The 25,064-nt window shown below is 35.7% G+C and carries 27 protein-coding genes and 1 pseudogene; 2 read left to right on the top strand and 26 right to left on the bottom strand.

Annotated features, from left to right (window positions below):
- Positions 1–77: 77 nt before the first annotated feature.
- Together BUB32_RS00410 and BUB32_RS00405 are read right to left on the bottom strand one after the other, a co-directional pair.
- Positions 78–440: a PqqD family protein gene (locus BUB32_RS00410; RefSeq protein ID WP_072966439.1), complete on the bottom strand. Its 363-nt coding sequence runs from the start codon at positions 438–440 to the stop codon at positions 78–80.
- 54 nt (positions 441–494) lie between these two features.
- A complete protein-coding gene (locus BUB32_RS00405) occupies positions 495–2,444 on the bottom strand; it encodes an OPT family oligopeptide transporter (RefSeq protein ID WP_072966436.1) in 1,950 nt (649 codons plus the stop codon).
- A 317-nt stretch (positions 2,445–2,761) separates the two neighbouring features.
- Here BUB32_RS00405 and BUB32_RS12875 point away from each other — a divergent pair, with 317 nt between their 5' ends.
- Positions 2,762–2,929 carry a hypothetical protein gene (locus tag BUB32_RS12875; protein WP_200773827.1) on the top strand — a complete coding sequence of 56 codons (168 nt, stop codon included), beginning with the start codon at positions 2,762–2,764 and terminating at the stop codon, positions 2,927–2,929.
- Between the two features lie 10 nt (positions 2,930–2,939).
- On the opposite strand, the gene murA is transcribed toward BUB32_RS12875, so the two are convergent.
- Positions 2,940–4,190, bottom strand: a complete 1,251-nt coding sequence (murA, locus tag BUB32_RS00400) for a UDP-N-acetylglucosamine 1-carboxyvinyltransferase (protein WP_019907193.1) — start codon at positions 4,188–4,190, stop codon at positions 2,940–2,942.
- Between the two features lie 6 nt (positions 4,191–4,196).
- Positions 4,197–4,946, bottom strand: coding sequence for a YwmB family TATA-box binding protein (locus tag BUB32_RS00395; RefSeq protein ID WP_072966433.1), 750 nt, complete (start codon positions 4,944–4,946; stop codon positions 4,197–4,199).
- Between the two features lie 361 nt (positions 4,947–5,307).
- Here BUB32_RS00395 and BUB32_RS00390 point away from each other — a divergent pair, with 361 nt between their 5' ends.
- Positions 5,308–5,604 (top strand): hypothetical protein, encoded by a 297-nt coding sequence (locus BUB32_RS00390; protein ID WP_003868964.1) that lies wholly within the window; start codon positions 5,308–5,310, stop codon positions 5,602–5,604.
- Positions 5,605–5,913: 309 nt separating this feature from the next.
- Here the strand turns inward: BUB32_RS00390 and wecB are convergent, their stop codons facing one another.
- The 22 genes and pseudogenes from wecB to hypB form a co-directional block, all read right to left on the bottom strand.
- Positions 5,914–7,068 carry a non-hydrolyzing UDP-N-acetylglucosamine 2-epimerase gene (gene wecB / locus BUB32_RS00385; protein WP_072966431.1) on the bottom strand — a complete coding sequence of 385 codons (1,155 nt, stop codon included), beginning with the start codon at positions 7,066–7,068 and terminating at the stop codon, positions 5,914–5,916.
- A 24-nt stretch (positions 7,069–7,092) separates the two neighbouring features.
- Positions 7,093–8,133, bottom strand: coding sequence for a glycosyltransferase family 4 protein (locus BUB32_RS00380; RefSeq protein WP_072966428.1), 1,041 nt, complete (start codon positions 8,131–8,133; stop codon positions 7,093–7,095).
- A gap of 57 nt (positions 8,134–8,190) precedes the next feature.
- A complete protein-coding gene (locus BUB32_RS00375) occupies positions 8,191–8,634 on the bottom strand; it encodes a deoxycytidylate deaminase (protein ID WP_072966886.1) in 444 nt (147 codons plus the stop codon).
- 17 nt (positions 8,635–8,651) lie between these two features.
- Positions 8,652–9,284, bottom strand: coding sequence for a uracil phosphoribosyltransferase (upp, locus tag BUB32_RS00370; protein WP_072966426.1), 633 nt, complete (start codon positions 9,282–9,284; stop codon positions 8,652–8,654).
- Between the two features lie 48 nt (positions 9,285–9,332).
- Positions 9,333–9,779, bottom strand: a complete 447-nt coding sequence (rpiB, locus tag BUB32_RS13015; protein WP_234949202.1) for a ribose 5-phosphate isomerase B — start codon at positions 9,777–9,779, stop codon at positions 9,333–9,335.
- Between the two features lie 57 nt (positions 9,780–9,836).
- Positions 9,837–10,241: pseudogene (locus BUB32_RS13010) on the bottom strand (low molecular weight protein arginine phosphatase); the annotation flags it as partial.
- The gene (locus BUB32_RS00360; protein WP_072966422.1) at positions 10,238–11,302 is read right to left on the bottom strand and encodes an L-threonylcarbamoyladenylate synthase; all 1,065 of its coding nucleotides are present in this window, start codon (positions 11,300–11,302) and stop codon (positions 10,238–10,240) included. The pseudogene BUB32_RS13010 and the gene BUB32_RS00360, both read right to left, overlap by 4 nt.
- Before the next feature lie 27 nt (positions 11,303–11,329).
- A complete protein-coding gene (locus BUB32_RS00355; protein ID WP_072966420.1) occupies positions 11,330–12,049 on the bottom strand; it encodes a ZIP family metal transporter in 720 nt (239 codons plus the stop codon).
- A 614-nt stretch (positions 12,050–12,663) separates the two neighbouring features.
- Positions 12,664–13,734 (bottom strand): peptide chain release factor 1, encoded by a 1,071-nt coding sequence (prfA, locus tag BUB32_RS00350; RefSeq protein WP_072966417.1) that lies wholly within the window; start codon positions 13,732–13,734, stop codon positions 12,664–12,666.
- Between the two features lie 48 nt (positions 13,735–13,782).
- The gene (prmC, locus tag BUB32_RS00345) at positions 13,783–14,622 is read right to left on the bottom strand and encodes a peptide chain release factor N(5)-glutamine methyltransferase (protein WP_072966415.1); all 840 of its coding nucleotides are present in this window, start codon (positions 14,620–14,622) and stop codon (positions 13,783–13,785) included.
- Positions 14,609–15,535, bottom strand: a complete 927-nt coding sequence (locus BUB32_RS00340; RefSeq protein ID WP_072966412.1) for a DUF1385 domain-containing protein — start codon at positions 15,533–15,535, stop codon at positions 14,609–14,611. The genes prmC and BUB32_RS00340 overlap by 14 nt, the downstream gene beginning before the upstream one ends.
- A 15-nt stretch (positions 15,536–15,550) precedes the next feature.
- Complete coding sequence (locus tag BUB32_RS00335) at positions 15,551–16,132, bottom strand: thymidine kinase (RefSeq protein WP_072966411.1); 582 nt, start codon at positions 16,130–16,132, stop codon at positions 15,551–15,553.
- A 69-nt stretch (positions 16,133–16,201) separates the two neighbouring features.
- Positions 16,202–16,411, bottom strand: a complete 210-nt coding sequence (gene rpmE, locus BUB32_RS00330; RefSeq protein WP_003867319.1) for a 50S ribosomal protein L31 — start codon at positions 16,409–16,411, stop codon at positions 16,202–16,204.
- Between the two features lie 62 nt (positions 16,412–16,473).
- Positions 16,474–18,000 (bottom strand): transcription termination factor Rho, encoded by a 1,527-nt coding sequence (rho, locus tag BUB32_RS00325; protein WP_072966408.1) that lies wholly within the window; start codon positions 17,998–18,000, stop codon positions 16,474–16,476.
- Between the two features lie 311 nt (positions 18,001–18,311).
- On the bottom strand, positions 18,312–19,163 hold the full coding sequence (locus BUB32_RS00320; protein ID WP_072966407.1) for a class II fructose-1,6-bisphosphate aldolase: 852 nt from the start codon (positions 19,161–19,163) through the stop codon (positions 18,312–18,314).
- A 125-nt stretch (positions 19,164–19,288) separates the two neighbouring features.
- Positions 19,289–19,639 (bottom strand): response regulator, encoded by a 351-nt coding sequence (locus BUB32_RS00315; protein ID WP_072966405.1) that lies wholly within the window; start codon positions 19,637–19,639, stop codon positions 19,289–19,291.
- A gap of 106 nt (positions 19,640–19,745) precedes the next feature.
- On the bottom strand, positions 19,746–19,877 hold the full coding sequence (locus BUB32_RS13205) for a hypothetical protein (RefSeq protein ID WP_268807528.1): 132 nt from the start codon (positions 19,875–19,877) through the stop codon (positions 19,746–19,748).
- A 31-nt stretch (positions 19,878–19,908) separates the two neighbouring features.
- Positions 19,909–20,898, bottom strand: a complete 990-nt coding sequence (gene hypE / locus BUB32_RS00310; protein WP_072966403.1) for a hydrogenase expression/formation protein HypE — start codon at positions 20,896–20,898, stop codon at positions 19,909–19,911.
- Positions 20,899–20,913: 15 nt separating this feature from the next.
- Positions 20,914–21,975 carry a hydrogenase formation protein HypD gene (gene hypD / locus BUB32_RS00305; protein WP_072966401.1) on the bottom strand — a complete coding sequence of 354 codons (1,062 nt, stop codon included), beginning with the start codon at positions 21,973–21,975 and terminating at the stop codon, positions 20,914–20,916.
- Positions 21,950–22,192 carry a HypC/HybG/HupF family hydrogenase formation chaperone gene (locus BUB32_RS00300; protein ID WP_003868946.1) on the bottom strand — a complete coding sequence of 81 codons (243 nt, stop codon included), beginning with the start codon at positions 22,190–22,192 and terminating at the stop codon, positions 21,950–21,952. The genes hypD and BUB32_RS00300 overlap by 26 nt, the downstream gene beginning before the upstream one ends.
- Positions 22,193–22,194: 2 nt before the next feature.
- A complete protein-coding gene (hypF, locus tag BUB32_RS00295; protein ID WP_072966399.1) occupies positions 22,195–24,450 on the bottom strand; it encodes a carbamoyltransferase HypF in 2,256 nt (751 codons plus the stop codon).
- Positions 24,408–25,064, bottom strand: coding sequence for a hydrogenase nickel incorporation protein HypB (gene hypB / locus BUB32_RS00290; RefSeq protein WP_072966397.1), 657 nt, complete (start codon positions 25,062–25,064; stop codon positions 24,408–24,410). Before hypB ends, hypF begins: the two co-directional genes overlap by 43 nt.

Here is a 25,064-nt window from a genome sequence, read left to right as displayed (position 1 = left end):
AATTCTACAAAAATACTAAAAATCCTTCAACAAAAAATAGAAATCATAAAAATTTTTAAGTAAACAACATGCTCTTTTTATTTAGAATGTCCACTCTTTGAAAAATATATCCACCCTCTTCTGTTAAGATATCTTACAAACATTATCAACCTTTCATAAAGAGGCTCAGCTTTATCTCCAAATTTTTCTTTTAGTTTTTGCCCTATTTCATAAACATTCCTCTCACCATCTATTAAATTCCATACAGCACTTCCTATTTCATCTAACTCTAAAGTAGTGGTCTCTGGCCTTTTAACAAAAAGCCTCACTGCTTTTTCAATCAATTTGTTATGATGAAATATAAGCACAACTTTTCCTTTTCTATTTTTCCATTCTACCTTATCACTACGATGAGGTACATAAAGCAAGAAATTGTCGCTCTTTTTACTTTTGCTTTTCATCTCTTCCACCCTTTACAATCAAAACTCCCAACTTTAGATGGGAGTGTTGATTTTTTAAGCCTCTTCTTTATCATTCTTACAAGTGTATAAATATAAGAACAGTCCAACTAATAAGAACATTATTAATGAAAACCATGGTGCAAAGGATGAGGTATTTGTAATCCAATCAGAAGCAAAACCTATATTTATCTTTAAAGCCACAAAAGCAGCAATAATAAGTCCCATTAAGGCATCTCCAGCAACAAGCCCTGAGGCAATGAGAATACCTTTTTCCACTTTTTCTTTTTGTAATTTTTCATCTTTCCTGTAACGTTGATCAACTATCCATCTTATTATACCACCAACTGCAATAGCGGCACTTAATTCAAAAGGCAAATAAAGTCCCAGTGCAAATGGAAGTACGGGAACGTGCATCATCTCCGCCATAATCCCCATAAAAACACCCGCTATTATAAAGGTCCACGGTAGGTCACCTGTCATAATGCCTTTTACAACCATTGACATAATAGTAGCTTGAGGTGCTGGAATATCTTTAGAACCAAAGCCGTAAGCATTATTTAAAAGTATTAAAACTAATCCAGCAAATACTGATGCAGCTATTATACCAACATAGGTAAATATTTCAACATATTTGGGAGTTCCACCTATAATAAAAGTAGTCTTCAGAGATTGTGCATTTGCTCCAGCTATAGCAGAAGCAACACATACTATGCCCCCAATGGTAATAGCTATTACCATCCCTTCGTTTCCGACAACCCCAACAAGCTTCAAAACAGATGTTACAATGAGTAATGTAGCTATTGTCATACCAGATACAGGATTGTTAGAAACTCCCACCAGTCCTGTAATTCTTGCTGATACAACTGCAAAGAAGAAGGCAAACAATATTGCTAACAAACTTCCTAATGCAGTAACACCAAGAGAAGGTATTAACCATGCTACAAAAAATACAAAGGCTGCTCCAAATATTACCCATGTTAAGGAAACATCAATATCTGTCCTTTTAACCTCTTTACCTTTCATTCCTATTCCTACTATTGATTCTCTAAAAGCTTTTATAATAGTAGGAAGTGCTTTTATTAAACTTATAAATCCTCCTGCTAAAACACCACCTGCACCTATATATCGAACATATTTACTCCATATTGCACCTGCAGACATATCTTTAATAAGGTCCGCAGCAGGGTATACTGGGGTAGTAAGTCCTGTACCAAAGAATTTTATAAGAGGTATTAACCCTAGCCAAGCAAGAACACTACCAGCCAACATGTAAAGTGCCACATCCAAACCAACAATAAAGCCAACACCCATTAAAGAAGCAAGGACATTTACACCTACTTCCGTACTTTCAAACCTCTTTATAACCCAAGAAGGATCTTCCGACCACATCCCAAATCCACCAGATAAAAGCTTATAAATTCCACCTACTAACATGCCTGATAAAACTGTCATAAAGCCTGTTCCACCCTGATTGCTGGTCACAAGTACTTCAGCAGCAGCCATACCTTCAGGGTAGATAAGTTTGCCATGTTCTTCAACTGTCAAATATCTTCTTAAAGGAATTACAAATAAAGCGCCTAAAAGTCCACCTATTAAAACAACAAAAACAATTCTAATTAAAGTAAATTGGTCCTTGAATCCCCACAAAATAATAGCAGGGAGAGTAAATATGATGCCGCCTGCCAGGCTTTCACCTGTTGCAGCAATAGCCATCACCAAGTTTGACTCTAATATGCTATCTCGCTTAAAAATACCTTTTAGTAAAGCCGTTGCTAATACTGCAGCCGGGATAGCAGCACTAATTGTCATACCAGCTTTTAAACCTAAGTAAGCATTTGCAGCAGCAAAAAGTATAGCAAATAAGCTACCAACTATAACTGCTACAGCTGTAAGTTCTGGAAGTGCTTTATCTGCCGGTATAAAAGGAATATATTCACTACCATGCACTCCGCCGTAAGCATCATGAGACAATTTTCTCTTTTCTGAACCTTGTGCTTTCGCCATTTTAACCCTCCTATTCACAATGATTTTAAATAAAATTTAACAAATTTTATCCTTTTATGTCATCCCCCCTTTATTTGTGTCTAATTAAACATTTACATTTAAAAATTATACACAATTTATACTACACTATATTATTCTTCAAAATATAAAAAAATCCTTCTATTTCTTAAAAATTTTTTGTATACAAAAAAGACGCCAATATGACGTCTCAGACTGTAGACAAACTTTCGTAAAGGAGATATTTTGCATAAGAAGCGACTTGTTACAAAGCGCTAACAAAACTTAGCAAGACCGAGGGTGTAGGCAGGGCCGAAGCCATGGATGGCGGAGGCGGGCACCTTAAGGCAATGAGGCCGATTGTGCCCGGTACCCTGCCGGAGCCCGAAGGTCGAGCTTTAGTTTTGTCGCCTTGGAACATCGGAGCGACGATGCAAAATATCTCCTTTGAATATTTTTTTAACTTTGTCAACAAACTGAAGCGTTAATATGGCGCCTCTATTTCCTATATATTATTGCTCCAAGATTTTTTAACTTTTCTTCCATTTTTACGTAACCTCTGTCAATATGATAAATATCATTTATTTCAGTTTTACCTTCTGCAATAAGTCCAGCCAATACTAAGGCTGCTCCCGCTCTTAAATCCGTTGCTTTAACTTCTGCACCTGTCAAATGATCTACTCCTGTAACAACAGCACTTCTTCCTTCTATCTTTATATTTGCCCCCATACGCTTTAGCTCATCCACATGCATAAATCTATTTTCAAAAACTGTTTCTATTATAACGCTTGTCCCTTTTGCCACTGTCATCATAGCCATCATTTGAGCTTGCATATCTGTAGGAAAGCCTGGATAAGGAAGAGTTTTTATGTCTACTGCTTTGTAATTTTTGATCCCTTTGACTCGCAGTCCTTTAGGTTCTTCTGTTATCTTAATTCCGCATTCTGTTAATTTCGCAATTATAGACCTGACGTGATCCACTATGACATTTTCTATAAGAACATTTCCTCCAGTCATTGCAGCTGCTACCATAAAGGTACCCGCTTCAATTCTATCTGGTATGACAGTATGCTCAGCCCCTTTTAGCTCTTTCACTCCTTCAATTCTTATTGTATCTGTACCAGCACCCTTAATATTCGCTCCCATCTTGTTGAGAAAATTGGCAAGGTCAACAATTTCTGGCTCTTCTGCAGCATTTTCTATTATAGTAACTCCTTCTGCAAAAACTGCCGCCATCATGATGTTTTCTGTAGCTCCAACACTTGGAAAATCTAAATAAATTTTTTTGCCTGTCAATTTTTTAGCTCGTGCTTCTACATAACCATGTCCTATAGTAATATCTGCTCCCAAAGTTTGAAATCCTTTCAAATGCAAATCTATTGGGCGAGAACCAATAGCACACCCACCTGGCATAGAAATTTTAGCATGCCCAAGCCTAGCAAGTATAGGTCCCATCACCAAAAACGATGCTCTCATTTTTTTGACCAAATCATAGGGGGCCTCTATATCTTTAATATCTACTTTTACTTTTAATTTCTCATTCTCAAAGTCACATATAGCACCAAAATGCTTAATTAACTCTATCATGACATTAACATCTTCTAAAGTAGGTATGTCATCTAGCACTATTTCTCCTGATGATAATAAAGAAGCGGCAATTATAGGTAATACAGAATTTTTAGCTCCACTTATTTTTACACTTCCTTTAAGGGGGGGACTTTTTTCAACAATAAACTTCGTTTTTATCACCCTCTTTTAATATTCTATAGCTATAATAGGTGTTGCAACCCACAAATAAGTCTTATCATCAAAAGAACTATATCTTATTGCTACGTTTAAATTTATTTTTTCACTTCCTAATTTAATATATTCTTTTAATTTGCTCGAATAAGCAGAAACACTTATTATGTTTTCATCTTCCATTCCTTCTACTTTTTGTGCATGTAATTTGTCAAGTACCAATTTAACTATACTACTATTTTTTTCTTTATTCAACTTACCTTTAAAAGTTCCGACAAAACATACTGTTACCTTAGGTTTTAGCTTTAATGTTTTAAAAGAATTATTTATAAGTGCCTTCTCTTTTAAAGCATTGTCATAACCGTTAATAAGATATTCGTCTATTAACATATAAGTTTCGCTCTTTGAACCATTTTTTAAACTTTGAACTGCTATGTTTATATGTCTAGTGTTTTCCGTATATTCCACTTCCACTTGTCTAAAATTGTTTTCTTCAATGCGAGATATTTTGGTTTTTTGCCTATTGATATTCATGTTTTTTATGGCTATTTCGACATATTCATTTATTTTGTAAAAAGGTGTAAAATCATTGTTAATCTTTGCCCATGCGTTTATATTTGCATATTCATATTTTGCACCCGTATTTAAGAAAGTCATCTTTACAAGTTCTATATTATCATCAAAAGAAAGAAAAGCCTGCCTTTGGACACTCAATGAAAATAAAACTGTAAAAATTATTATTCCTAAAATTATCCTCTTAACCATACCTCATACCTCCATATATACTTTCTTAAAGAGAAAAGGCGGTAAAATATCAGCAAATCCACAAGGGGGAGAATGGATCCGCCGATTTTTACCGCCCTTCTATTTTTAATTATTAACGGAAATAATAAGATTTATTCATCAATCTAAAAAATTTCATTATTGACATAATAGGAAAAACGGACATCTATTAGAAATAATTAGATAAAAAGAGAATAAGTCAGAAAAGGTCAGATATGTGTAGATAAATTTTCCTGGTGAACTTTTTTAGTCAAATAAGGTCAAAAATCAAATTTGTTTTATAATTTTTATAAAGTAAAATTATAAGTGGAAGGAAAAATCTTTCAAAAAGGAGGTGTAGTATATGTTCTGGGTAACACTTATTGTAGTAGGACTTATATCTAGTCTTGTATTTCATCCTTTGTTCAATTCCAAAGCAGGAGAATCTTACGGCGAAAAGCTAAATAAAATCTACGGAACATACTGGGCAGCACTAGTTGCACATCTAATAGGAGCATGGCTTGGCGGCGCTTATCTTGGCAAATGGGGTTGGATAGTCGCTGATTACAACGTAATAGGTGGATTCATCGGAGCAATAGTAATTGGTTATCTGTGGTACCTAATCGCTAAAAGTCAAACCAAAGCAGAAGCTAATAAATAAAATAAATCCATAAAAGCGGGGTTTACTCCCCGCTTTCAGTTTGTTGACAAAGTCAAAAATTTTTTAAATAGGATATTTTGCATCGTCACTCCGAAGTTCCAAAGCGACAAAACTAAACTCAACCTTCGGGTTCCGGCAGGGTACCGGGCACATTCGACATCCTTGTCTTAGTGCCCGCCTCCGCCATCCATGGCTTCGGCCCTGCCTCCACCCTCGGTCTTGTTAAGTTTTGTTGCCGCTTTGTCACAAGTCGTTCCTTATGCAAAATATCCTATTTTCGAAAGTTTGTCTACAATCTGAAAGTGGGGTTTACTCCCCGCTTTTATATTCCTCTGGCTTTGTGTCACTCAACTTGAACGCATATTTTATCGCCTGAATTATTCTCAAAGAGGCTTTACCATCACCATAGGGATTTACCGCATTAGCCATTTTATCATATTCTTCCCTATTTTCAAGAAGCAATGCTCCTTCATTATATACAACTTCCTGTTCTGTTCCAATTACTTTTACTGTCCCTGCTTCAACAGCCTCCGGTCTTTCTGTAACATCTCTCAAAACAAGCACAGGTTTGCCCAGAGAAGGTACTTCTTCCTGTAAGCCCCCCGAATCAGTCATTACCATATAGCATTTTGCCATGAGATTGTGCATTTCATCTGTATCAAGTGGGTCCAAAAGAAGCACATTGCTAAGTCTCCCTAACGTGCTAAATACAATCTCTCTCACTACAGGATTTTTATGCACAGGATATACTATATAAACATCCTTGTAATTTTGAGCAATTCTTTTGAGAGCATTGCATATATTTTCAAGGGGTTTACCCCAATTTTCCCTTCTATGGGCTGTAACAACAATGACTTTTTTATTATTGTAATCAATTTGGTTGAGCCGTTCATCCCTAAAAATATAATCTCTATTTACAGTATATACCATTGCATCTATGACAGTATTACCGGTAACAAAAATACTTTCTTCACTTACTCCTTCTTTTAAAAGATTAGATTTTGCTGTAGTTGTAGGAGCAAAGTGTAAGTCTGTCAAAACCCCAGTAAGTTTTCTGTTTATCTCTTCGGGATATGGAAACCATTTGTTAAAAGACCTCAGCCCTGCTTCTACATGTCCCACCTTAATTTTGTGATAAAAAGCTGCTAATGCAGCAACAAAGGTTGTTGTAGTATCGCCGTGTACAAGTACAAGGTCCGGTTTTTCGCTATTAAAGACTCTTTCAAGCCCTATAAGAGCAGAATTAGTAATTTCAGATAATGTTTGTTTTTCTTTCATGATGTTTAAATCATAATTGGGAGTAATATTAAAAAGCCTCAGCACCTGATCGAGCATTTCTCGGTGCTGGGCTGTAACACAAACTTTTGATTCAAAATCCTTTTCTCTTTCCAAAGCTTTAATAAGAGGTGCCATTTTAATAGCTTCGGGTCTTGTCCCAAAAACAGATACGATTTTTAATGCCATAATTTTACACTCCTTAATATATGGTCAACGGACCTGTGTACCTTTTTTTTGTCTTTCTAAAAGTCCAAGTCTATCTGCACCCCACATTACAAACAAAATTGATATTAGAAAAATAATTAAACCTTTTGTTTCATTACTGGAAGATATTAATATGGCACTTATTCCCAGCAATAAACTTACGCCGTACATTATAAGCACGACCTGTCTTTGTGTAAGGCCTTTTTCTAAAAGCCTGTGGTGCAAATGTCCTTTATCTGCCTCCATAATTGGCTTACCGTTTTTTAGTCTTCTTACAATCGCAAACGTGGTATCAAATATAGGAACACCTAACGCAAGGATTGGCACCGCTATAGCAATTGCCGCTGCTGATTTTACCGCTCCCTGTATTGATATAGCCGCCAGCACAAATCCTAAAAACATAGACCCTGTATCTCCCATAAAAATTTTTGCAGGATTAAAATTGTAAGGCAAAAAGCCTAAAGCAGCACCCGCAATAGCGATTGAAATAACAGCAGTTGCAAATCTGCCATTTAAAAGCGAAACTATAAATAGAGAACCTGATGATATGACTGCTATCCCTGCTGCCAGTCCATCAAGACCGTCGATGAGATTCATAGTATTCGTAATACCTACTACCCAAAAGAGCGTAAGAGGAATAGCCACCCAGCTTTTTAGATATATCATTCCATCTCCAAAAGGATTAGATAGCCAATCTATTCTCACTCCACTTATTATTAGCACTACGGCTGCTCCCAATTGTCCTAAAAGTTTAACTTTTGCACTGAGACTGTACTTATCGTCAAACAATCCCAATACTACAATTATGGTTGCCCCTGCCACTATACCAATGGTTTCATGGGTTTTAGACAAAAATAGCAACATGCTCATTATAGTGCCAAAAAATATAGCCAATCCGCCTAATCTAGGAACAGGTTTTGTATGTATGCGTCTTTCATCATTAGGTATATCAATAGCTCCAATCGCAAAAGCCAATTTTTTCGCTATTGGAGTAGCAATAAGTGACACTATAAAAGCTACCATAAAAGATAGAAGGTATACCTTCATTTTTTAACACTCCTTTGGAGTTCACTATATATTCTTTTGATTTATATCAATAGTATTTTATCTCTCAATTTTTACTAAGTCAACATTCGCTTCCTTTAAAAGTTTAAAAGCTAATTCATCGGGATACTCCTCTTCATATACAATCCGCTTGATTCCTGCATTGATTAGCATTTTAGCGCATATGACGCAAGGACTAGCACTCACATAGAGAGTAGCTCCTTTAGTACTTACCCCATGTAACGCTGCTTGTATAATCGCATTTTGCTCTGCATGTACTCCTCTGCAAAGTTCTGGCCTTTCTCCCGACGGTATTCCTAATTGCTCCCTCAAACAGCCTGTCTCTTCACAATGGGCAAGCCCTGTAGGAGGACCATTATATCCTGTTGAAATTATGTGTTTGTCCACCACCAAAATAGCCCCTACTTGTCTTCTAAGACAAGTAGAGCGAGTTTTTACAACATCTACAATTTGCATAAAATATTCATCCCATGAGGGTCTCATTTGCACATCCCTCGCTATCACTTTGTGCCGAAAAGTCTATCTCCTGCATCTCCCAAACCCGGTACGATATAACCATGTTCATTTAAACCTTGGTCTATGCTGGCTACGTAAATTGGAACCTCTGGATGGTCTCTGTGAACTGCCTCAATCCCTTCTGGAGCAGCTATTAAATTCACCAATTTTATATTTTGTGCGCCTCTTTCTTTGAGATAATGTATAGCAGCACAAGCAGAACCTCCTGTTGCAAGCATTGGATCTACCACAATGAGGTCTCTTTCTGCTATGTCGGAAGGCAGTTTACAGTAATATTCTACAGGTTTTAAAGTTTCAGGGTTCCTGTAAATTCCTATATGTCCTACTTTAGCAGCTGGAATGAGTTTTAACATTCCATCCACCATGCCAAGTCCTGCCCTTAATATAGGGATTATTCCTAATTTTTTCCCTGCAATCACTTTTGTCTTTGCCACTGCCACTGGAGTTTTTACCTCTATCTCTTCAAGAGGCAAATCTCTTGTTACCTCATATGCCATAAGCATAGCAATTTCTTCTACTAATTCTCTAAATTCTTTAGAACCTGTATTTTCATCACGTATTAGGCTTATTTTATGCTGAATAAGCGGATGGTCAATGACAAATACATTTTTATACATTTTCTACCTCCTGTAAGTTTAAAAATTTCTTTCCTATTAAAAATTAAATCATTTGCTATACTTTTTCTCAATTTCCGCTATTTTATCAATCCTTTTCTGATGACGTCCTCCTTGGAAAGTTGCATTTAACCATTCTTCCACCATCATCACAGCAAGTCCTGGTCCTGTAATGCGTCCTCCCAAGCACAAAATATTAGCATTGTTGTGTTCCTTAGCGGCTTTTGCTGAAAAAACATCTTCTGCATGAGCAGCTCTAATTCCTGGTACTTTATTTGCTGCTATCGACATACCAATGCCTGTCCCACAGACTAAAATTCCCTCACTGCACTCATGAGATGCAACAGCCTCCGCTACTTTGAGGGCATAATCTGGATAATCAACAGATTCAGTACTAAAAGTTCCAAAATCTTTATAGGCTATTCCTCTTTCATCTAAATATTTTTTTATAGCTTCTTTAAGTTCGTAGCCACCATGGTCAGCTCCTAATGCAATCATCGTTTTTACCATCCTTTCTTCTGAAATTTTGGTTATAATCTTTGAAATTAAATTGTCTAATTCGCGAGCCGTTTGTCTATACACTTCTATCGGCATACCATAAGGGTCCTCAACCTCTCCCTCTAGCCCTACAAATTCTCTTATAGTAAAAACTTTATTGGAATATTCTGGGTACTTAAAAAGTATACTCTGTTTATGAGAATTTGACATAGTTAAAATTAAATCCGCTTCTTCTAAATCTTGACGTCTTAAATTTTTTGACCTATGGTTTGAAATATCTATACTGTAATCTTGTCTTAATACTTCTATCGCTTCTTGTGAGGCAGGAAAACCTTCCGACGCAAAAACTCCTGCAGATTTTGCTTCAAAGTCCTTATTTAAGGCTTTCGCTTTGTCATTAAAAAGTCCCTCTGCCATAGGGCTTCTACAAGTATTCCCAGTGCACACAAATAATACTTTCATGGCAATTCTCCTTCAGCACTTATTTCTTTATAACCGGCAGCTTTTTCCAATCTGTTCATAATAGCAAGTCCAATATTGTCATATTCAAAATTTTCAGCAAAAATGACATCTACTCCCTTTTTGTCAAATTGTCGTAAGACTGCAAAAAGATTCTTCGCTATCGTCTCTGGTCTATTTCTATCCCCTACGACAATAATTTCTCCTTTTTCATATTGTGTCGAAGTTTGTACCGTTGCCATTATACCAACTTTTTTACCATATTTCAATTGTTCTTCTGTCAATTCTTGAATTTTTTTTACAACTTTCTCAAGGTCTCCTTTTACTATATAAACCTCCGCGTTAGGAGAATAATGCTTGTACTTCATGCCAGGAGACTTAGGCTTTAAATCTTCCTTTGGCTTTTTTAAAAGTGAAGGATCCATTTCAACATTTCCTATCACTTCTTTAAGCATCTCCAAAGTAACTGCTCCCGGTCTTAAAATGACCGGCACCTTTTCTGTCAAATCCAAAACAGTAGATTCTACGCCAACATCACATTTTCCTCCATCTATTATTACATCTACTTTTCCATACAAATCTTCAATAACGTGAGAAGCATCAGTAGGACTAGGCTTACCTGAAACATTAGCGCTGGGAGCAGATATAGGTACTTCTGCCCTTTTGATTAAAAGATGAGCAATCGGATTTGAAGGCATCCTTATAGCTACAGTATCCATGCCAGCCGTATTAACATAGGGTACTTTTTCTGATTTTTTAAAAATAAGTGTTAAAGGGCCTGGCCAAAATCTCTTCATAAGAGTTTTAGCCTTTTGAGGTACTTCTTCCACAAGGTCATAAATCTGCTCTAGTTCTGCGATATGAACAATAAGAGGGTTATCTTGAGGCCTTCCCTTTGCTATGAATATCTTTTTTACAGCCTCTTCATTAAAAGAATTAGCTCCAATTCCATAAACTGTCTCTGTAGGAAAAGCTACAAGTCCTCCTCCTTTTATCACTTTTGCTGCAAAATCAATAAGATCAATTTCTGGATTATTTTTATTAATGCGTACTATTTTTGTCATTTAAGGCACTCCTTGCATAAACAAAACTTACAAATACTTTGTTATTATTATACCACCTATAAAACCTAATATCATCCCCAAAATAGAAATTTTCCCTTTGTAAATATTTCTGGCCTCAGGAATTACATCGCCACAGGTTACATAAAGCATTGCTCCTCCTGCTATACCCAAATTTAATCCAATAAAATAAGGGGATATACCACCCGTCAAAACTCCAATTAAAGCCCCTATTCCTGTAGGAATCCCAGCTAATACGGTGTATATTACATTTTTGTAAGGAGGTATGCCGCCTGCAGAAAATGGCGTTGCCATTGCTAAACCCTCAGGAAAATCGTGCAAAGCAATAACCAACGCGATGTTAATACCTAATGACTGAGATACCATAAAGCCAGAGCCCACCGCAAGTCCTTCAGGAAAATTATGTAAAGCAATTGCAATTCCTAATAATACACCTTCTTTTATGAATCCTCCAGTAATATCCATATTTTCTATCATCATGTCAAAAAAAGAAATCAAAAGAGCTCCTATTAATATCCCAACTGTCCCCAATGTAAGACCTGCTATATCAAAAGCGTGAGGCAAAAGGTCAAAAACAACAATAGAAAGCATTAAACCTGCAGCAGTGCCCATAATTCCACTAAAAAATCTATTAGAAGGTTTTTTTAAAAAATAAGTCGCAGCTCCTCCCATTCCCGTACCGATTATTCCGACCAAAGAGCCTATTATCATCGCATTGAAGACATACATAAAAACATCCCCTTAATTTTTAAATCTACTTCAAATGTATTAAATCATTATTGAAGTTATGCTTAGCACAAAAAAATTCGCTCGAAGGTAGGAGGACCATCGAGCGAATAAAGCGTCCTCTATAGAGGACAGCTGGGGGGCAATATTAAATTGTATGTATTTTGTCACATACTGCTATTTCTTAGTTTAACTTAATAAAGTGTTTTTTTATAATTATAATTTATAACGATTATTTAGTCAAGCACAAAAATTTTAATTATACCTATATTTTTTGATAATACACACTTCATATCCCTTTAAGGAATAAAAAAGAACAGGTTTCCCTGTTCCAGACTGTAGACAAACTTTCGCAAAGGAGATATTTTGTATAAGGAGTGACTTGTGACAAAGCGGCAACAAAACTTAACAAGACCGAGGGTGGAGGCAGGGCTGAAGCCAAGGAAGGCGGAGGCGGGCACCTTAAGGCATGGAGGCCACCTGACAGGGTACCCTGCCGGAACCTGAAGGTCGAGTTTTAGTTTTGTCGCTTTGGAACATCGGAGCGACGATACAAAATATCTCCTTTTGAATATTTTTTACTTTGTCAACAAACTGGAACAGGTTTCCCTGTTCCTTTAATTTAGATTCATATTCTTGAGTTTTTCCGCCTGGTCATTTAAAATTAAAGCCTCTATAATTTCATCCAAGTCCCCATTAAGAACTTCCTGTAATCTATATAAAGTTAAACCTATTCTGTGGTCAGTGACTCTACCTTGTGGAAAATTGTAAGTTCTTATCCTCTCGCTTCTTTCCCCAGTACCTACTTGGGATTTCCGTGTCTCAGCAATTTCTCTTTGTTGTTCTTCTAGAGCCATTTCATAAAGCTTTGCTCGCAAAATTTTAAGAGCTCTTTCTCTATTTTGAATCTGTGACCTTTCATCTTGGCAAGTTACGACAATTCCTGTTGGAATATGGGTAACTCTGACTGCGGAATCAGTCGTATTTACACTCTGTCCTCCATGACCCCCTGACCTAAATACATCTATCTTTATATCATTTGGATTTATCTCTATATCAACTTCCTCGACTTCAGGCAAAACTGCCACCGTAGCGGTAGAAGTGTGTATTCTTCCTCCAGCTTCAGTGGTTGGAACCCTTTGAACCCTATGAACGCCACTTTCGTATTTTAACCTGCTGTAAGCTCCTTTCCCAGAAATATTTAAAATTACTTCTTTAAATCCTCCTATATCTGTTTCATTGGAGCTCATTATTTCTACTTTCCAACCTTTTTTCTCTGCATACATGGAATACATTCTAAAAAGGTCATGGGCAAAAAGAGCTGCCTCTTCTCCTCCTGCTCCTGCCCTAATCTCCATTATGACGTTTTTCTCATCATTTGGGTCTTTTGGTATTAAAAGAATTTTTATCTCCTCTAATAATTTTTCTTTTTTTTCTTCTAATTGAGAAAGTTCTTCCTCTGCCATCTCTTTAAGCTCTTCATCATTTGAAGACAACAACTCTTTTGTAGCCTCTATATCTTCCAAAACTTTTTTGTATTCTCTGTATTTTAGCACAATATCTTCAATAGCCGCATGCTCTTTTACATACTTTCTCCATTCATTTACATTTGAAATAATATTAGGGTCACTTATTTTTTGGCTTAATTCTACGTATCTATCTTCTATTGCTTGCAATTTATCAATCATTATCTCACCTCAAAGATTGATTATACCACATATTATCTGTTGTGAAAACTATAACTTATACTTCGCTATTATCACTCTGTCAATACCCGCCAAATCTTTAATTATTTCTATATCCTTAAATCCACCTTTTTCTAAAAAATTAGTTATTTCTCCTTTTTGGCCATATCCTATTTCAAATCCAATTTTCCCGCCTGATTTCATATAAAAAGGAGCTTCTTTTATAATTTTTCTGTAGAAGAAAAGTCCGTCTTCTCCTCCATCTAACGCGACAATAGGCTCTTTTTTCACTTCTTCCTGCAGTAGCTCAATTTCATTTCTTTTAATGTAGGGAGGGTTTGACACAATAAAGTCAAACTTTAAATTTGGCGGAAGATTACGAAAGAGGTCACTTTCTATAAAGAATATCCTATCTAAAACTCCTTGCTTTTCAGCATTGTACTTTGCAACTTCAATAGCTTTTTTGCTGATGTCAACTGCGTACACAGTACAATCTGCAAAATATTTAGATATGCTTACAGCTATAGCACCGCTACCAGTACCTATATCCAAAATTACATTTCCTCTTTCCACCCTTTTTAACACTTCTTCTACAAGAATCTCTGTCTCTGGCCTAGGAATTAACACGTTCTCATCTACAAAAAACTCTAGTCCCATAAAATGCTGCTTTTTTACAAGGTACTGATAAGGAATGTGAGATTTTCTCATATTTAAAAGTCCTAAAAACTTTGCTAATTCCCCTTCCTCCACTTCATCTTCTCTTTTAATTATTAGATTTATCCTATCTACCCCTAAACAGTAAGCAAGGAGCAGTTCCGCTTCAAGTTTAGGATTTTCGCCAATGCCTTGAAGTTCTTTTGCTCCCAAATTTATAACCTCATATACTTTCAAACTCCTGTCCTCCCTCGTCTTCCAAAACACTTTTTAGTGATGCAATAGCAACTTCTAATTGACTGTCATCAGGTTCCTTTGTGGTAAGCTTTTGTAATAGCAAACCAGGATATACAAAAATCGTTATTATTTTATTGTCACTTCGCCCTGCTAATTTTATTATTTCATAAGATATACCAGCAACTACGGGAAGCAAAAGAATTCTACTAAGTATCCTTATATAAAGAGTAGGCCATTTTAAAAAAGAAAAAACTATTATAGAGACAATCATGACTATGAAGAGGAAATTTGTCCCACATCGAGGATGTAAAGTAGTATATTTGCGAGCATTTTCCACTGTCAAATCCTCTTCATGCTCAAGGCAATGAATAGCTTTATGCTCTGCCCCATGATATTCGAATATTCTTCTTATATCTTTCATCTGTGATATTAATACAAGATACAAAATAAAAATAGCAACTCTTAACAATCCTTCGACAAAATTTATAACTACAGTATTTTTTGTAAATAATTTGATATAATCGGCTACATATGTCGGCCCAATAAAAAATATGATAATCGATAAAATTAAAGATATTGCGACAGAAAAATACATCAAAACATCATCTAACTTATCTCCAAAAATTTTTTGTAAAAATGAATCAAATTTTGAAATATTTTCTTCGTCTTCTTCTTCAAAAAGTTCTGCAGAATAAGTAAGGCTTTTTATACCTATGATAAGAGAATCAAAAAGAGCAAAAGTACCTCTTATAAAAGGCAATGAAAAAAATTTATTCCTTTTAGTCAAGGGTTTTACATACTCTTTCTTTATAATTATTTCATCTCCTTTACGCACAGCTGTCGCTACACTATTGTGTCCTCTCATCATAACTCCTTCAATTACTGCTTGACCACCTATATCGGTTTTCTTCATCTTTACACCTCTTTTCTATGTACGAGGAACTTCATGGCATTTTCGGCACCTTGCTTCATAGGTTTCTTGGGCCCCTACTAAAATGATTGGGTCATCGTATTTTGCAGGTTTCCCATTGATAAGCCTTTGAGTGCGAGTAGCAGGATTGCCACATTTCACACATATAGCCGTCAGTTTATCTACAGACTCCGCAATTGCCATTATATCAGGAGTAGGGCCAAAAGGTTCTCCCCTAAAGTCCATATCTAAGCCAGCACAAATGACTCTTTTGCCTAGATCTGCAATTTCTCTTACAACATCCACAATCGAATGGTCAAAAAACTGAATTTCATCAATTGCGATAACCTCTGTGTCTTCTTCTAAAAGCTCAATTATTTCAGAAGCCTTTACTATACTAATAGCATTTATATTAGTGCCATTGTGAGATACCACTTTGTCAATAGAATATCTATCGTCAATAGCCGGTTTAAAGACTTGTACTTTTTGTTTGGCAATCTGTGCCCTTTTAATCCTTCTTATTAGTTCTTCACTTTTACCGCTAAACATAGGACCAACTATAACCTCTATAAAGCCATGATCCAAAGAACCGTATATCATGGAAAACCACCTTTCTTAATGACAAATTAAAAACAAAAGGTTAGAGTCTTCACCACTCTAACCCCCAAATTATTTTTCTTCTAAATTAAATCTCTTTCTAAATCTCTCGACTCTTCCACCTGTATCTACAATCTTCTGCTGGCCTGTAAAGAAAGGATGGCATTTGGAGCATATTTCTACTCTAATTTCTTTCTTTGTAGAACCTGTTATAAAAGTATTTCCACATGCACACCTTACAACCGCATCATGATAATAGGTAGGATGTATATTCGGTTTCACAGCTTTCACCTCTTTCAACCAAAACTCATACGGAGAAATTATAACACAAGTTATACACAATATCAAGATTTATATAATTGTGCCCTTATCATATTTATAAACTCCGCATTAGATTTAGTTCGTATTAATTTTTCAATTAACATCTCTGTAACCTCTGCAGGCGGTAAATTTGACATAGCTTTCCTTAATATCCACATGGCCTCCAATTCTTCTTTTGTAAGCAGCAATTCTTCTTTTCTTGTACCCGATTTGTATATATCAATAGCAGGGAATATCCTTCTTTCTTGTAATTTTCTATCAAGATGAAGTTCCATATTGCCCGTTCCCTTAAATTCTTCAAATATAACTTCATCCATACGGCTTCCCGTTTCAATCAAAGCAGTAGCAAGGATAGTTAAACTTCCACCCTCTTCTATATTCCTAGCTGCTCCAAAAAATCTTTTCGGAGGATGTAATGCAGAAGGGTCAATGCCACCAGAAAGAGTTCTTCCTGAAGGAGGTGTAATAAGGTTATAAGCTCTTGCCAACCTTGTAATACTATCTAAAAGAATCACCACATCCTTTTTATACTCCACAAGTCTTTTAGCGTACTCTAATACCATTTCAGCCACTTTAGTATGGTGTTCTGGTAGTTCATCAAAAGTAGAATATACTACTTCTCCTCTTATAGAACGTTTCATGTCAGTTACTTCTTCAGGTCGTTCATCAATTAAAAGCACAATGAGAATAACTTCTGGATGGTTTTGTGAAATGCTATTGGCAATTTGCTTAAGTAAAGTGGTTTTTCCTGCTTTTGGCGGTGCAACAATCATGCCCCTTTGCCCTTTACCTATAGGAGCAATGATATCTACCAATCTCATAGAAAATTCCGTAGGTGAAGTCTCTAACTTCAATTTTTCATTGGGAAAAATAGGAGTTAATTCATCAAAGGGAATTCTTTTTTTAGCATTTTCAGGATCTTCACCATTTATAGATTCCACATACAGAATTGCAGAATATTTTTCCCCTTCTCTAGGAATCCTTGTAATACCCCTTACTTTGTCGCCAACTTTTAAGCCAAAGCGTCTTATTTGCGATTGAGAAATATATATATCTTTGGGCCCTTGAACAAAATTTTCTACTCTTAAAAATCCGTAACCATCTGGCAAAATATCAAGAATGCCTTCTGCCACTACATCTCCTTGTGTCTGTATAAGTTCTTTCAACGGATCAGAAAGTTCTTTAGCAATTGGCAAGTTCGCTTTTGAAGAAGTTGATTGAGCTTGTAAGCCATTTGCGCTATTTTCAGTAGCAATAGACTTTGCATAACCATTTTTCGATATGTCAGAATTAGTATTTGAAGTATCATCTGTACTTTTATCTATCGCACTTTCTTGTAATCCTTCTGTTTGCCCTTCATTTAAACCTTCTTCTTTTTTGTTATCCTCTTGAATTAAATTTTCTCCATTTAGCTGACTAGCTTTTTCCAAAATTTTTTCTCTCAACTCTTGTTTTCTGTATCTCGTAATACTTTTAATACCTAACTCTTTTGCAATTTCCCTCAGTTCCATCAAACTTAAATTTTCCAAAGTACCAATATCAAAATGCAAATGTACACCTCCCAAAAGTAGAATTTTAACAAACTAAGTCCTCATTACCTCATTTTTAAAAAGTATAAGAGGGAACTTATCTGAAGATAAAAATGAGAATTTCTGCACAACACACTTCGCGCAAAGGATACTTATTAAAAACACAAAAAGAAAATGCTGAAGAAATGAATACGTATAATCTTATTCTATTTTATTTATATTTTTTTGGAATGTCAAGTAGTTATTTTCAGTCCCAAAATTTATAATTAACAATTTGTAGGAAATTTATACATAAACATAAAGTATAAAAAGCGGGTAAACCCCGCTTTAAATTATGCTTTTCCTGCTGCTCCAAATAAAATCATCTTTTGTTTAATTACTTCTTTCATCGCATCTCTACAAGGACCTAAAATTTTTCTTGGGTCGTATACTTCACTATCTTTTTCTAATAAATCTCTTAGTCTTCGTGCAAATGCCTGTCTTATATCCGTATCTATATTTATCTTATTTATGCCCAGACTCACTGCTTTTTTTATAGCCTCTTCAGGGACTCCTGAAGCTCCATGTAAAACTAAAGGAATATTGAGCATTTCTTTTATCTTTTTAAGTCTATCAAAGTCAAGCTTAGGTTCTCCTTTGTAAGGTCCATGAGCTGTCCCGATAGCTATAGCTAAATAATCTACTCCTGTTTCTTTTGCAAATTTTAAAGCTTCTTGTGGGTCTGTCATGGCCGCTTCTCTTTCATCTACTGTGATATTATCCTCTGTACCACCAATTTTCCCGATTTCAGCTTCAACAGAAACCCCCATTCCGTGAGCAATTTGCACTACAGTTTTCGTCACTTTTATATTTTCTTCGAGGGGCAATTTAGAGGCATCCATCATTACAGAAGTCCAACCATTTCTCAAGCATTTCATGACTGTATTGAAATCTGTACCATGGTCAAGATGAAGAGCAATTGGAACTGACGCCTTTTCAGCCATTGTCCTGACGATCGCAGAAATCGTCTCAATACCAGCGTATTTCAATCCTCCCTCACTGACTTGTATTATGACTGGTGATTTAGTTTCTTCTGCCGCTTCCACAATGGCTTGGGTAATTTCTAAATTACTGGTGTTAAAAGCTCCAACTGCATATCCTTCTTTATGGGCCTTTTCTAATATCTCTATACCTGTCACTAACATTGCCAACAGCTCCTTTATTATAACTGATTTTTAAAATACTACCTAATATTATGTAACTTTACTTTTTCATTATAGCATTTGTTTAAAGCTAGCTCAAGAAAAATATAAAAAGGTACAACCGTACCTTATACAAACATTTCTTGCTTTAGACTATCATAAACTAAATTTTTTAGTGTTATTATGTCAAAAGGTTTAGAGATAAAAGGAAACTCCACAAAAGGCTCTTGTGGCTCATCTGCTGACATTATAATACCTCTCATATTTGGATGAATATTCTTAACTTTTTTAATAATTTTTATCATATCTTTTGCCATGTGTAAATCAAATAATCCTACATCAGGTCTAAATTTTTCTATCTCTTTGTCAAAATAGCTAATATCACTGTAAGTTCTTACTTCATGTCCATCCATTGTAAAAATTTCTTCTATTAAACTACAAATTCCTTTATTATCGTCTAAAACTAAAATTTTACTCATTTTATGCCACCTTTTGTACCTAAAAATCTTTTTTTAACACACAATAATTAATATTCTACAAAAAAACAAATATTCCTCTTTTTAAATCAAAAATTTATTAAAAATTTTATGAATTAGTTTCCCCACTTACTTTAAATTCCTGTCTATCTCCTTCCATATTTCTCGTAAAATTCCTTTTTAACATGCTCATTATATACTCGTCGTAATATTCGCCATCTCTAAAAAGGCTCTGCCTCAATACACCTTATATCTCCTCTCCTACAAGCAGTTTAGCATATCCTAGGAAGCAGTTCCCCTATGGGTCTATCTATAATTCTCGAAGTGCCATAAACTGTATTGATTGTAACAAGTTTTGAATCATTCACTTCACCTATTATAGCAGCATCTTTTCCATATTTATCTGATTTCATGATTTCTAAGGCTTCTTCCGCGTATTTCCTGTCAACAACTGCAATTAACTTACCTTCATTTGCTAAGTGCAAAAAGTCAAATCCCATCAAATCACAAGCAGATTTTACACTCTCTTTTACAGGCAACTTATCTTCGTATATTTTAATACCAACACCGCTCATTTTTGATATCTCATAAAGTACTTCTGCCACTCCACCCCTTGTAGGGTCCCGCAATACCTTAACAGCTTTCTCCAAAGTCATAAGTTTTTCTATCATCTTGTTAAGAGGTGATACGTCTGACAAAATTGGTGGGTCAAATTGCAACTCTTCTCTCGCACTCATAATAGCCATTCCATGGTCTCCTATTGTTCCAGAAATTAACACTACATCTCCAGGTTTTGCATTTTTAATTGATACATCTACATTTTCATACACAACGCCTATCCCAGAAGTGTTTATAAATACGCCGTCGACTCCGCCTTTTTCTACAACTTTAGTATCCCCCGCGACTATTTTCACACCTGCTTCTTCCGCTGTTTCAGCCATAGATTTTACTATTCTCTTCAAATCTTCTATTGGATAACCTTCCTCAATTATAAAGGCTGAGGTTAAATATAGAGGTTTAGCTCCTCTCATAGACGCATCATTTACTGTCCCGCACACTGCGAGTTTTCCTATGTCTCCTCCAGGGAAAAAGATAGGCTTTACTGTGAAACTGTCAGTGGTAAGAGTGATGTTCCCAAAAAGCAATGCCGCATCTTCCATCCCTTTTATATATTCATTATCAAAAGCCTTTGAAAAAATTTCTTCAATTAAATTTTCCATCATGGTTCCGCCGCCACCATGGGACAGCAAAACTTTATCCATACTTCTCATCCTTTCTTAAGCCCCGTACTTATAAAAAGCTGCGCAAGAACCTTCTGAAGAGACCATGCAAGGCCCCACAGGATTTTCAGGTGTACATGCTCTTCCAAACAGAGGACACTCATTAGGATAAATACTTCCCTTTAAAACATCTCCACATCGGCAACCTTTTATCTCGATTTCTTCTCCAATTGGTTTTATATCAAATTTTACCGCCGCATCAAAGTCTTTATACTTGTCTTTTATCCTAAGTCCTGAACCTTTGATCGTTCCAAGACCTCTCCAAGTACTATCACAAGGTTCAAAAATTTCATCAATTATCTTTTGTGCTTCAAGATTTCCTTCTTTTCTTACCACTCTTTTATACTGAATTTCAATAGCGGGATTTTTATAATTTTTGAGAAGCATTATAATACTCATCAAAATATCCATTGCTTCAAAGCCAGAAATTACACCACCAACTCCAAATTCTTTAGGAATAAACTCATATATCTTGCTTCCAGTTATTGCACTCACATGTCCTGGAAGTAAAAAACCTTGTACGTTTGAACCTCCTTCAAGAAGTGCTCTTAAAGCTTCAGGCATTGTCTTATGAAGGCAGTATACACTGTAATTTTTTATATTTTTCTTCTTCGCCTCCTTTATAGTAACAGCAACAGTCGGAACAGTTGTTTCAAATCCTATTCCTATAAAAACTACCTCTTTGCTCGGATTTCCCTCAGCGTATTTTAAAGCATCAAGAGGTGAATAAAACACTTTTACCTCTTTGCCTGCTGCTCTCTCTAACTGCAATGATGACTTGCTACCTGGCACCCTTATAAGGTCCCCGAAAGTAGCAATTACAACATTTCTATTAGCAAGTTCTACTACACTATCTATTTCGTTCTGCGCTGTCACGCACACAGGACATCCTGGGCCTGATATAAGCCTTATATTTTTAGGCAAAAGCTGTCTTAATCCAAATTTTGAGATAGCCATTGTATGGGAACCACATACCTCCATGATATTAAAAGGACCACCCGGATTTAAAGCTTCAATTGCTCTTTTTGCCTTTTCAATCATTTCTGTCTGCTGCATCATTTAAAACCTCCATAAGTTCTTCCCAAAGCTCCCTTTCCATTTCTGCTTCTTCTTTATCCACAATGCTTATAGCAAGCCCTGCATGAACCATTACATAATCTCCCACTTTAACCTCTGGCACCATCTCTATCGATACTCTTCTTATTACACCGCCTAATTCTGTTTCTGCAACTTTTCCTTCAATTTTTAACACTTTTGATGGAACTGCAATGCACATGTTTATCCCTCCAATTTTCTATTCGCAATAACAGCCTGACCTAATGAAATTCCTCCATCATTGCAGGGGACTTTACTGTTAGAATAGACTTCGAACCCTGAAGCAGTAAGCTTAGCCAGTAGTTTCTTTAATAAATACCTGTTTTGAAAACTTCCGCCGCTTAATACCACTTTATTTATACCAAACTCTTTTCTCAACTCCAATGCTAAATAGTGAGTAAACTCTACAATGGAGTTGTGAAATTTTGTCGCAATTATTCTTTTGTCAATTCCATTTTTATAGTCCTCATAGAGTTGGTGTAATATTATTTCTGGATTTATTATATATTCTTCATCGCGATAAACATCAAAATCATAAAAATCATCATTTTCAATTATTAAACTCTCCAGCTCCATTGCACCCTGCCCCTCAAAAAGTACTTGGTCTTTTACCCCTAGCAAAGAAGCCGCTGCATCAAAAAATCTTCCCATACTAGACACATAGGGGGTGTTAATCTTCTTCTCAATTTGCTTTAAAATTAAATCAACTTCTTTAGAATCAAATCTTTCCACAAAATCTTTATAAAAATTTATATCCTCTGAAATAAAACCTAAAGCTACCCTGTAAATCTTTCTTATCGCCAACTCTCCACCTGGAAGTGGCTTGTATTTCAAATGTCCTACTCTTAAAAAATCCTTTAAATCGCATATCAAAAATTCTGCACCCCATATATTACCATCTGTACCATATCCAGTGCCATCATAGGCTATCCCTATCACTTTATCTGTAATATTATACTCTGCCATACAACTAGCAATATGAGCATGATGGTGTTGGACCTCAACTCGGGGCAAGTCACAGGACAAGGCGTACTGAGTAGAAAGATAACCTTTATGCATGTCATGAGCTATTACCTGAGGGGTCACTCTAAAAAGTCCTTTATACCTTTCTATCTGCTCTTTATAATATTCAAAAGTCTTTCCATTGTCCAAATCTCCTATGTGATGGCTTATAAAAGCATATTGACCGCGAGTCATGCAAAAGGTATTTTTGTAAAAGCCACCAACCGCCAGCACATTTGCTTTGACATCTTTTTTCAATAAAATTGGCTGAGGGGCATATCCTCTTGCCCTTCTTATAATCCTCTCAGCACCTCCATTAAAGGAAGTTACTGAATCATCTATTCTATTGACTATATCTCTATTGTTTAAAAGAAAAGCATCAGCTATATCCTTTAATTTTTCTAAAGCTTCTTCATTGTCTTTGCAAAGAGGTTCTTCACTGACATTTCCGCTTGTCATTACAATAGGAAAATCAATCTCTTCCATCAAAAGATAATGTATAGGAGCGTATGGAAGCATTACTCCTAACGTATTTAATCCGTCAGCAACACCTCTTGCAAGTTTTTCTCCTTTTTTCTTTAAAAGTACAATCGGCTTTCTCTGACTTAAAAGAAGTTTTTTTTCTTCTTCACTTACAATGCAATACTCCTCTACCTGCTTTATGTCTTTCATCATAACTGCAAAAGGCTTTCCATATCTCTTTTTTCGACTTCTCAAAGTAGAAACAGCTTCATCGTCAAGAGCATTTACTGCTAAGTGAAAACCGCCTATACCTTTAATAGCGACAATTTTACCCCTTTTAAGAGAATCTACAACACATTTTATTTCATCTTCCTGACAATTATCTCCTACAAATTCAAGCTTAGGACCACAGTCAAAACAGGCTATCGGTTGCGCGTGAAATCTCCTGTCATTGGGGTTATTGTATTCTTGTTCACATTTTTCACACATTGGAAATACTTTCATAGAAGTTTTAGGTCTGTCATAAGGAATATCCTCTATTATAGAAAACCTTGGCCCACAATTTGTACAATTTATAAAAGGATACCTGTATCTTCTGTCATTTGGGTCGTTCATTTCCTTTAAACAATCGTCGCAAACTCCCATATCAGGGGACACAGGGACAAATCCGTCATCTTCTTTACTTTCCCTAATTTTGAATTCTCTATAATTTTTAACTTCTGACTCTTTTATTTTTATCTCGTCTATAACAGCTAAAGAAGGAGGATTTTCTTTTATTTCTTTTATGAAACATTCTACGTTTTCTTTTTCTCCTTCAACCTCTATATACACTCCAGAGGAATTGTTATATACCATTCCCTTTAAATTGTATTTTTGTGCAATATTAAAGACAAAAGGGCGAAAACCAACGCCCTGTACAATGCCATAAATATTTATTTGTCTTGCCTGAATTTGTGATACTCTTCTTCTAACCATTTTGCAAACTCACCAAATCCTTCTCCTGTCCTTGCAGAAACTTCAAAAATTGGTGCATCCGGATTTAAAGCCCTTATCCCATCATAGAAGAATTTCTTATCAAATTCAAAAAAGGGAAGCATGTCAATTTTATTCAAAACTACAGCTTTTGCTTTGGTAAAAAGTGCTGGATATTTATAAGGTTTATCATCACCTTCTGGAACATTAGCCATTGCCAATTTAAAGTCTTCACCTAATTCAAAGGCAGAAGGGCATATGAGATTTCCTACATTCTCAATAAATACAATACCATCATCAAAAGATAAAGCCTTAAGCGCTTTGTTTACTGAACCAGCATTTAAATGACAAGACCCTCCTGTATTTATCTGCACAACAGGTATATTTCTTTCAGCCATTTTCCTAGCATCAATGTCTGAAGTGACATCCCCCTCAATTACAGCACAAGGCACTTTGAGATTTTCAATTGCCCGTAAAATAAAAGTTGTTTTTCCAGCTCCAGGTGAGCCTATTAGGTTTACCATCAAGATGTTTTTTTCATCTTTTATGGCTTTGTTTTCATGAGCTACATTATTATTAGCCTCTAGTACATCTCTTATAATTACAATTTCCTCCAT

The organism is Thermoanaerobacter uzonensis DSM 18761 (genome assembly GCF_900129115.1).
Lineage (GTDB): Bacteria > Bacillota > Thermoanaerobacteria > Thermoanaerobacterales > Thermoanaerobacteraceae > Thermoanaerobacter > Thermoanaerobacter uzonensis.
The sequence above is the reverse complement of the archived record's forward strand: the minus strand, read 5'-3'. Positions and strand labels throughout refer to the sequence as shown.

Bases quoted from the DNA above. Each gene is read 5' to 3' on its own strand.
- BUB32_RS00410 (WP_072966439.1), bottom strand. From the start codon at position 440: ATGAAAAGCAAAAGTAAAAAGAGCGACAATTTCTTGCTTTATGTACCT.
- BUB32_RS00405 (WP_072966436.1), bottom strand. From the start codon at position 2,444: ATGGCGAAAGCACAAGGTTCAGAAAAGAGAAAATTGTCTCATGATGCT.
- BUB32_RS12875 (WP_200773827.1), top strand. From the start codon at position 2,762: ATGGATGGCGGAGGCGGGCACCTTAAGGCAATGAGGCCGATTGTGCCC.
- BUB32_RS00395 (WP_072966433.1), bottom strand. From the start codon at position 4,946: ATGGTTAAGAGGATAATTTTAGGAATAATAATTTTTACAGTTTTATTT.
- BUB32_RS00390 (WP_003868964.1), top strand. From the start codon at position 5,308: ATGTTCTGGGTAACACTTATTGTAGTAGGACTTATATCTAGTCTTGTA.
- wecB (WP_072966431.1), bottom strand. From the start codon at position 7,068: ATGGCATTAAAAATCGTATCTGTTTTTGGGACAAGACCCGAAGCTATT.
- BUB32_RS00380 (WP_072966428.1), bottom strand. From the start codon at position 8,133: ATGAAGGTATACCTTCTATCTTTTATGGTAGCTTTTATAGTGTCACTT.
- BUB32_RS00375 (WP_072966886.1), bottom strand. From the start codon at position 8,634: ATGAGACCCTCATGGGATGAATATTTTATGCAAATTGTAGATGTTGTA.
- upp (WP_072966426.1), bottom strand. From the start codon at position 9,284: ATGTATAAAAATGTATTTGTCATTGACCATCCGCTTATTCAGCATAAA.
- rpiB (WP_234949202.1), bottom strand. From the start codon at position 9,779: ATGATTGCATTAGGAGCTGACCATGGTGGCTACGAACTTAAAGAAGCT.
- BUB32_RS00360 (WP_072966422.1), bottom strand. From the start codon at position 11,302: ATGACAAAAATAGTACGCATTAATAAAAATAATCCAGAAATTGATCTT.
- BUB32_RS00355 (WP_072966420.1), bottom strand. From the start codon at position 12,049: ATGTATGTCTTCAATGCGATGATAATAGGCTCTTTGGTCGGAATAATC.
- prfA (WP_072966417.1), bottom strand. From the start codon at position 13,734: ATGATTGATAAATTGCAAGCAATAGAAGATAGATACGTAGAATTAAGC.
- BUB32_RS00340 (WP_072966412.1), bottom strand. From the start codon at position 15,535: ATGAAGAAAACCGATATAGGTGGTCAAGCAGTAATTGAAGGAGTTATG.
- BUB32_RS00335 (WP_072966411.1), bottom strand. From the start codon at position 16,132: ATGATATACGGTTCTTTGGATCATGGCTTTATAGAGGTTATAGTTGGT.
- BUB32_RS00320 (WP_072966407.1), bottom strand. From the start codon at position 19,163: ATGTTAGTGACAGGTATAGAGATATTAGAAAAGGCCCATAAAGAAGGA.
- BUB32_RS00315 (WP_072966405.1), bottom strand. From the start codon at position 19,639: ATGAGTAAAATTTTAGTTTTAGACGATAATAAAGGAATTTGTAGTTTA.
- hypE (WP_072966403.1), bottom strand. From the start codon at position 20,898: ATGGATAAAGTTTTGCTGTCCCATGGTGGCGGCGGAACCATGATGGAA.
- hypD (WP_072966401.1), bottom strand. From the start codon at position 21,975: ATGATGCAGCAGACAGAAATGATTGAAAAGGCAAAAAGAGCAATTGAA.
- BUB32_RS00300 (WP_003868946.1), bottom strand. From the start codon at position 22,192: ATGTGCATTGCAGTTCCATCAAAAGTGTTAAAAATTGAAGGAAAAGTT.
- hypF (WP_072966399.1), bottom strand. From the start codon at position 24,450: ATGGTTAGAAGAAGAGTATCACAAATTCAGGCAAGACAAATAAATATT.
- hypB (WP_072966397.1), bottom strand. From the start codon at position 25,064: ATGGAGGAAATTGTAATTATAAGAGATGTACTAGAGGCTAATAATAAT.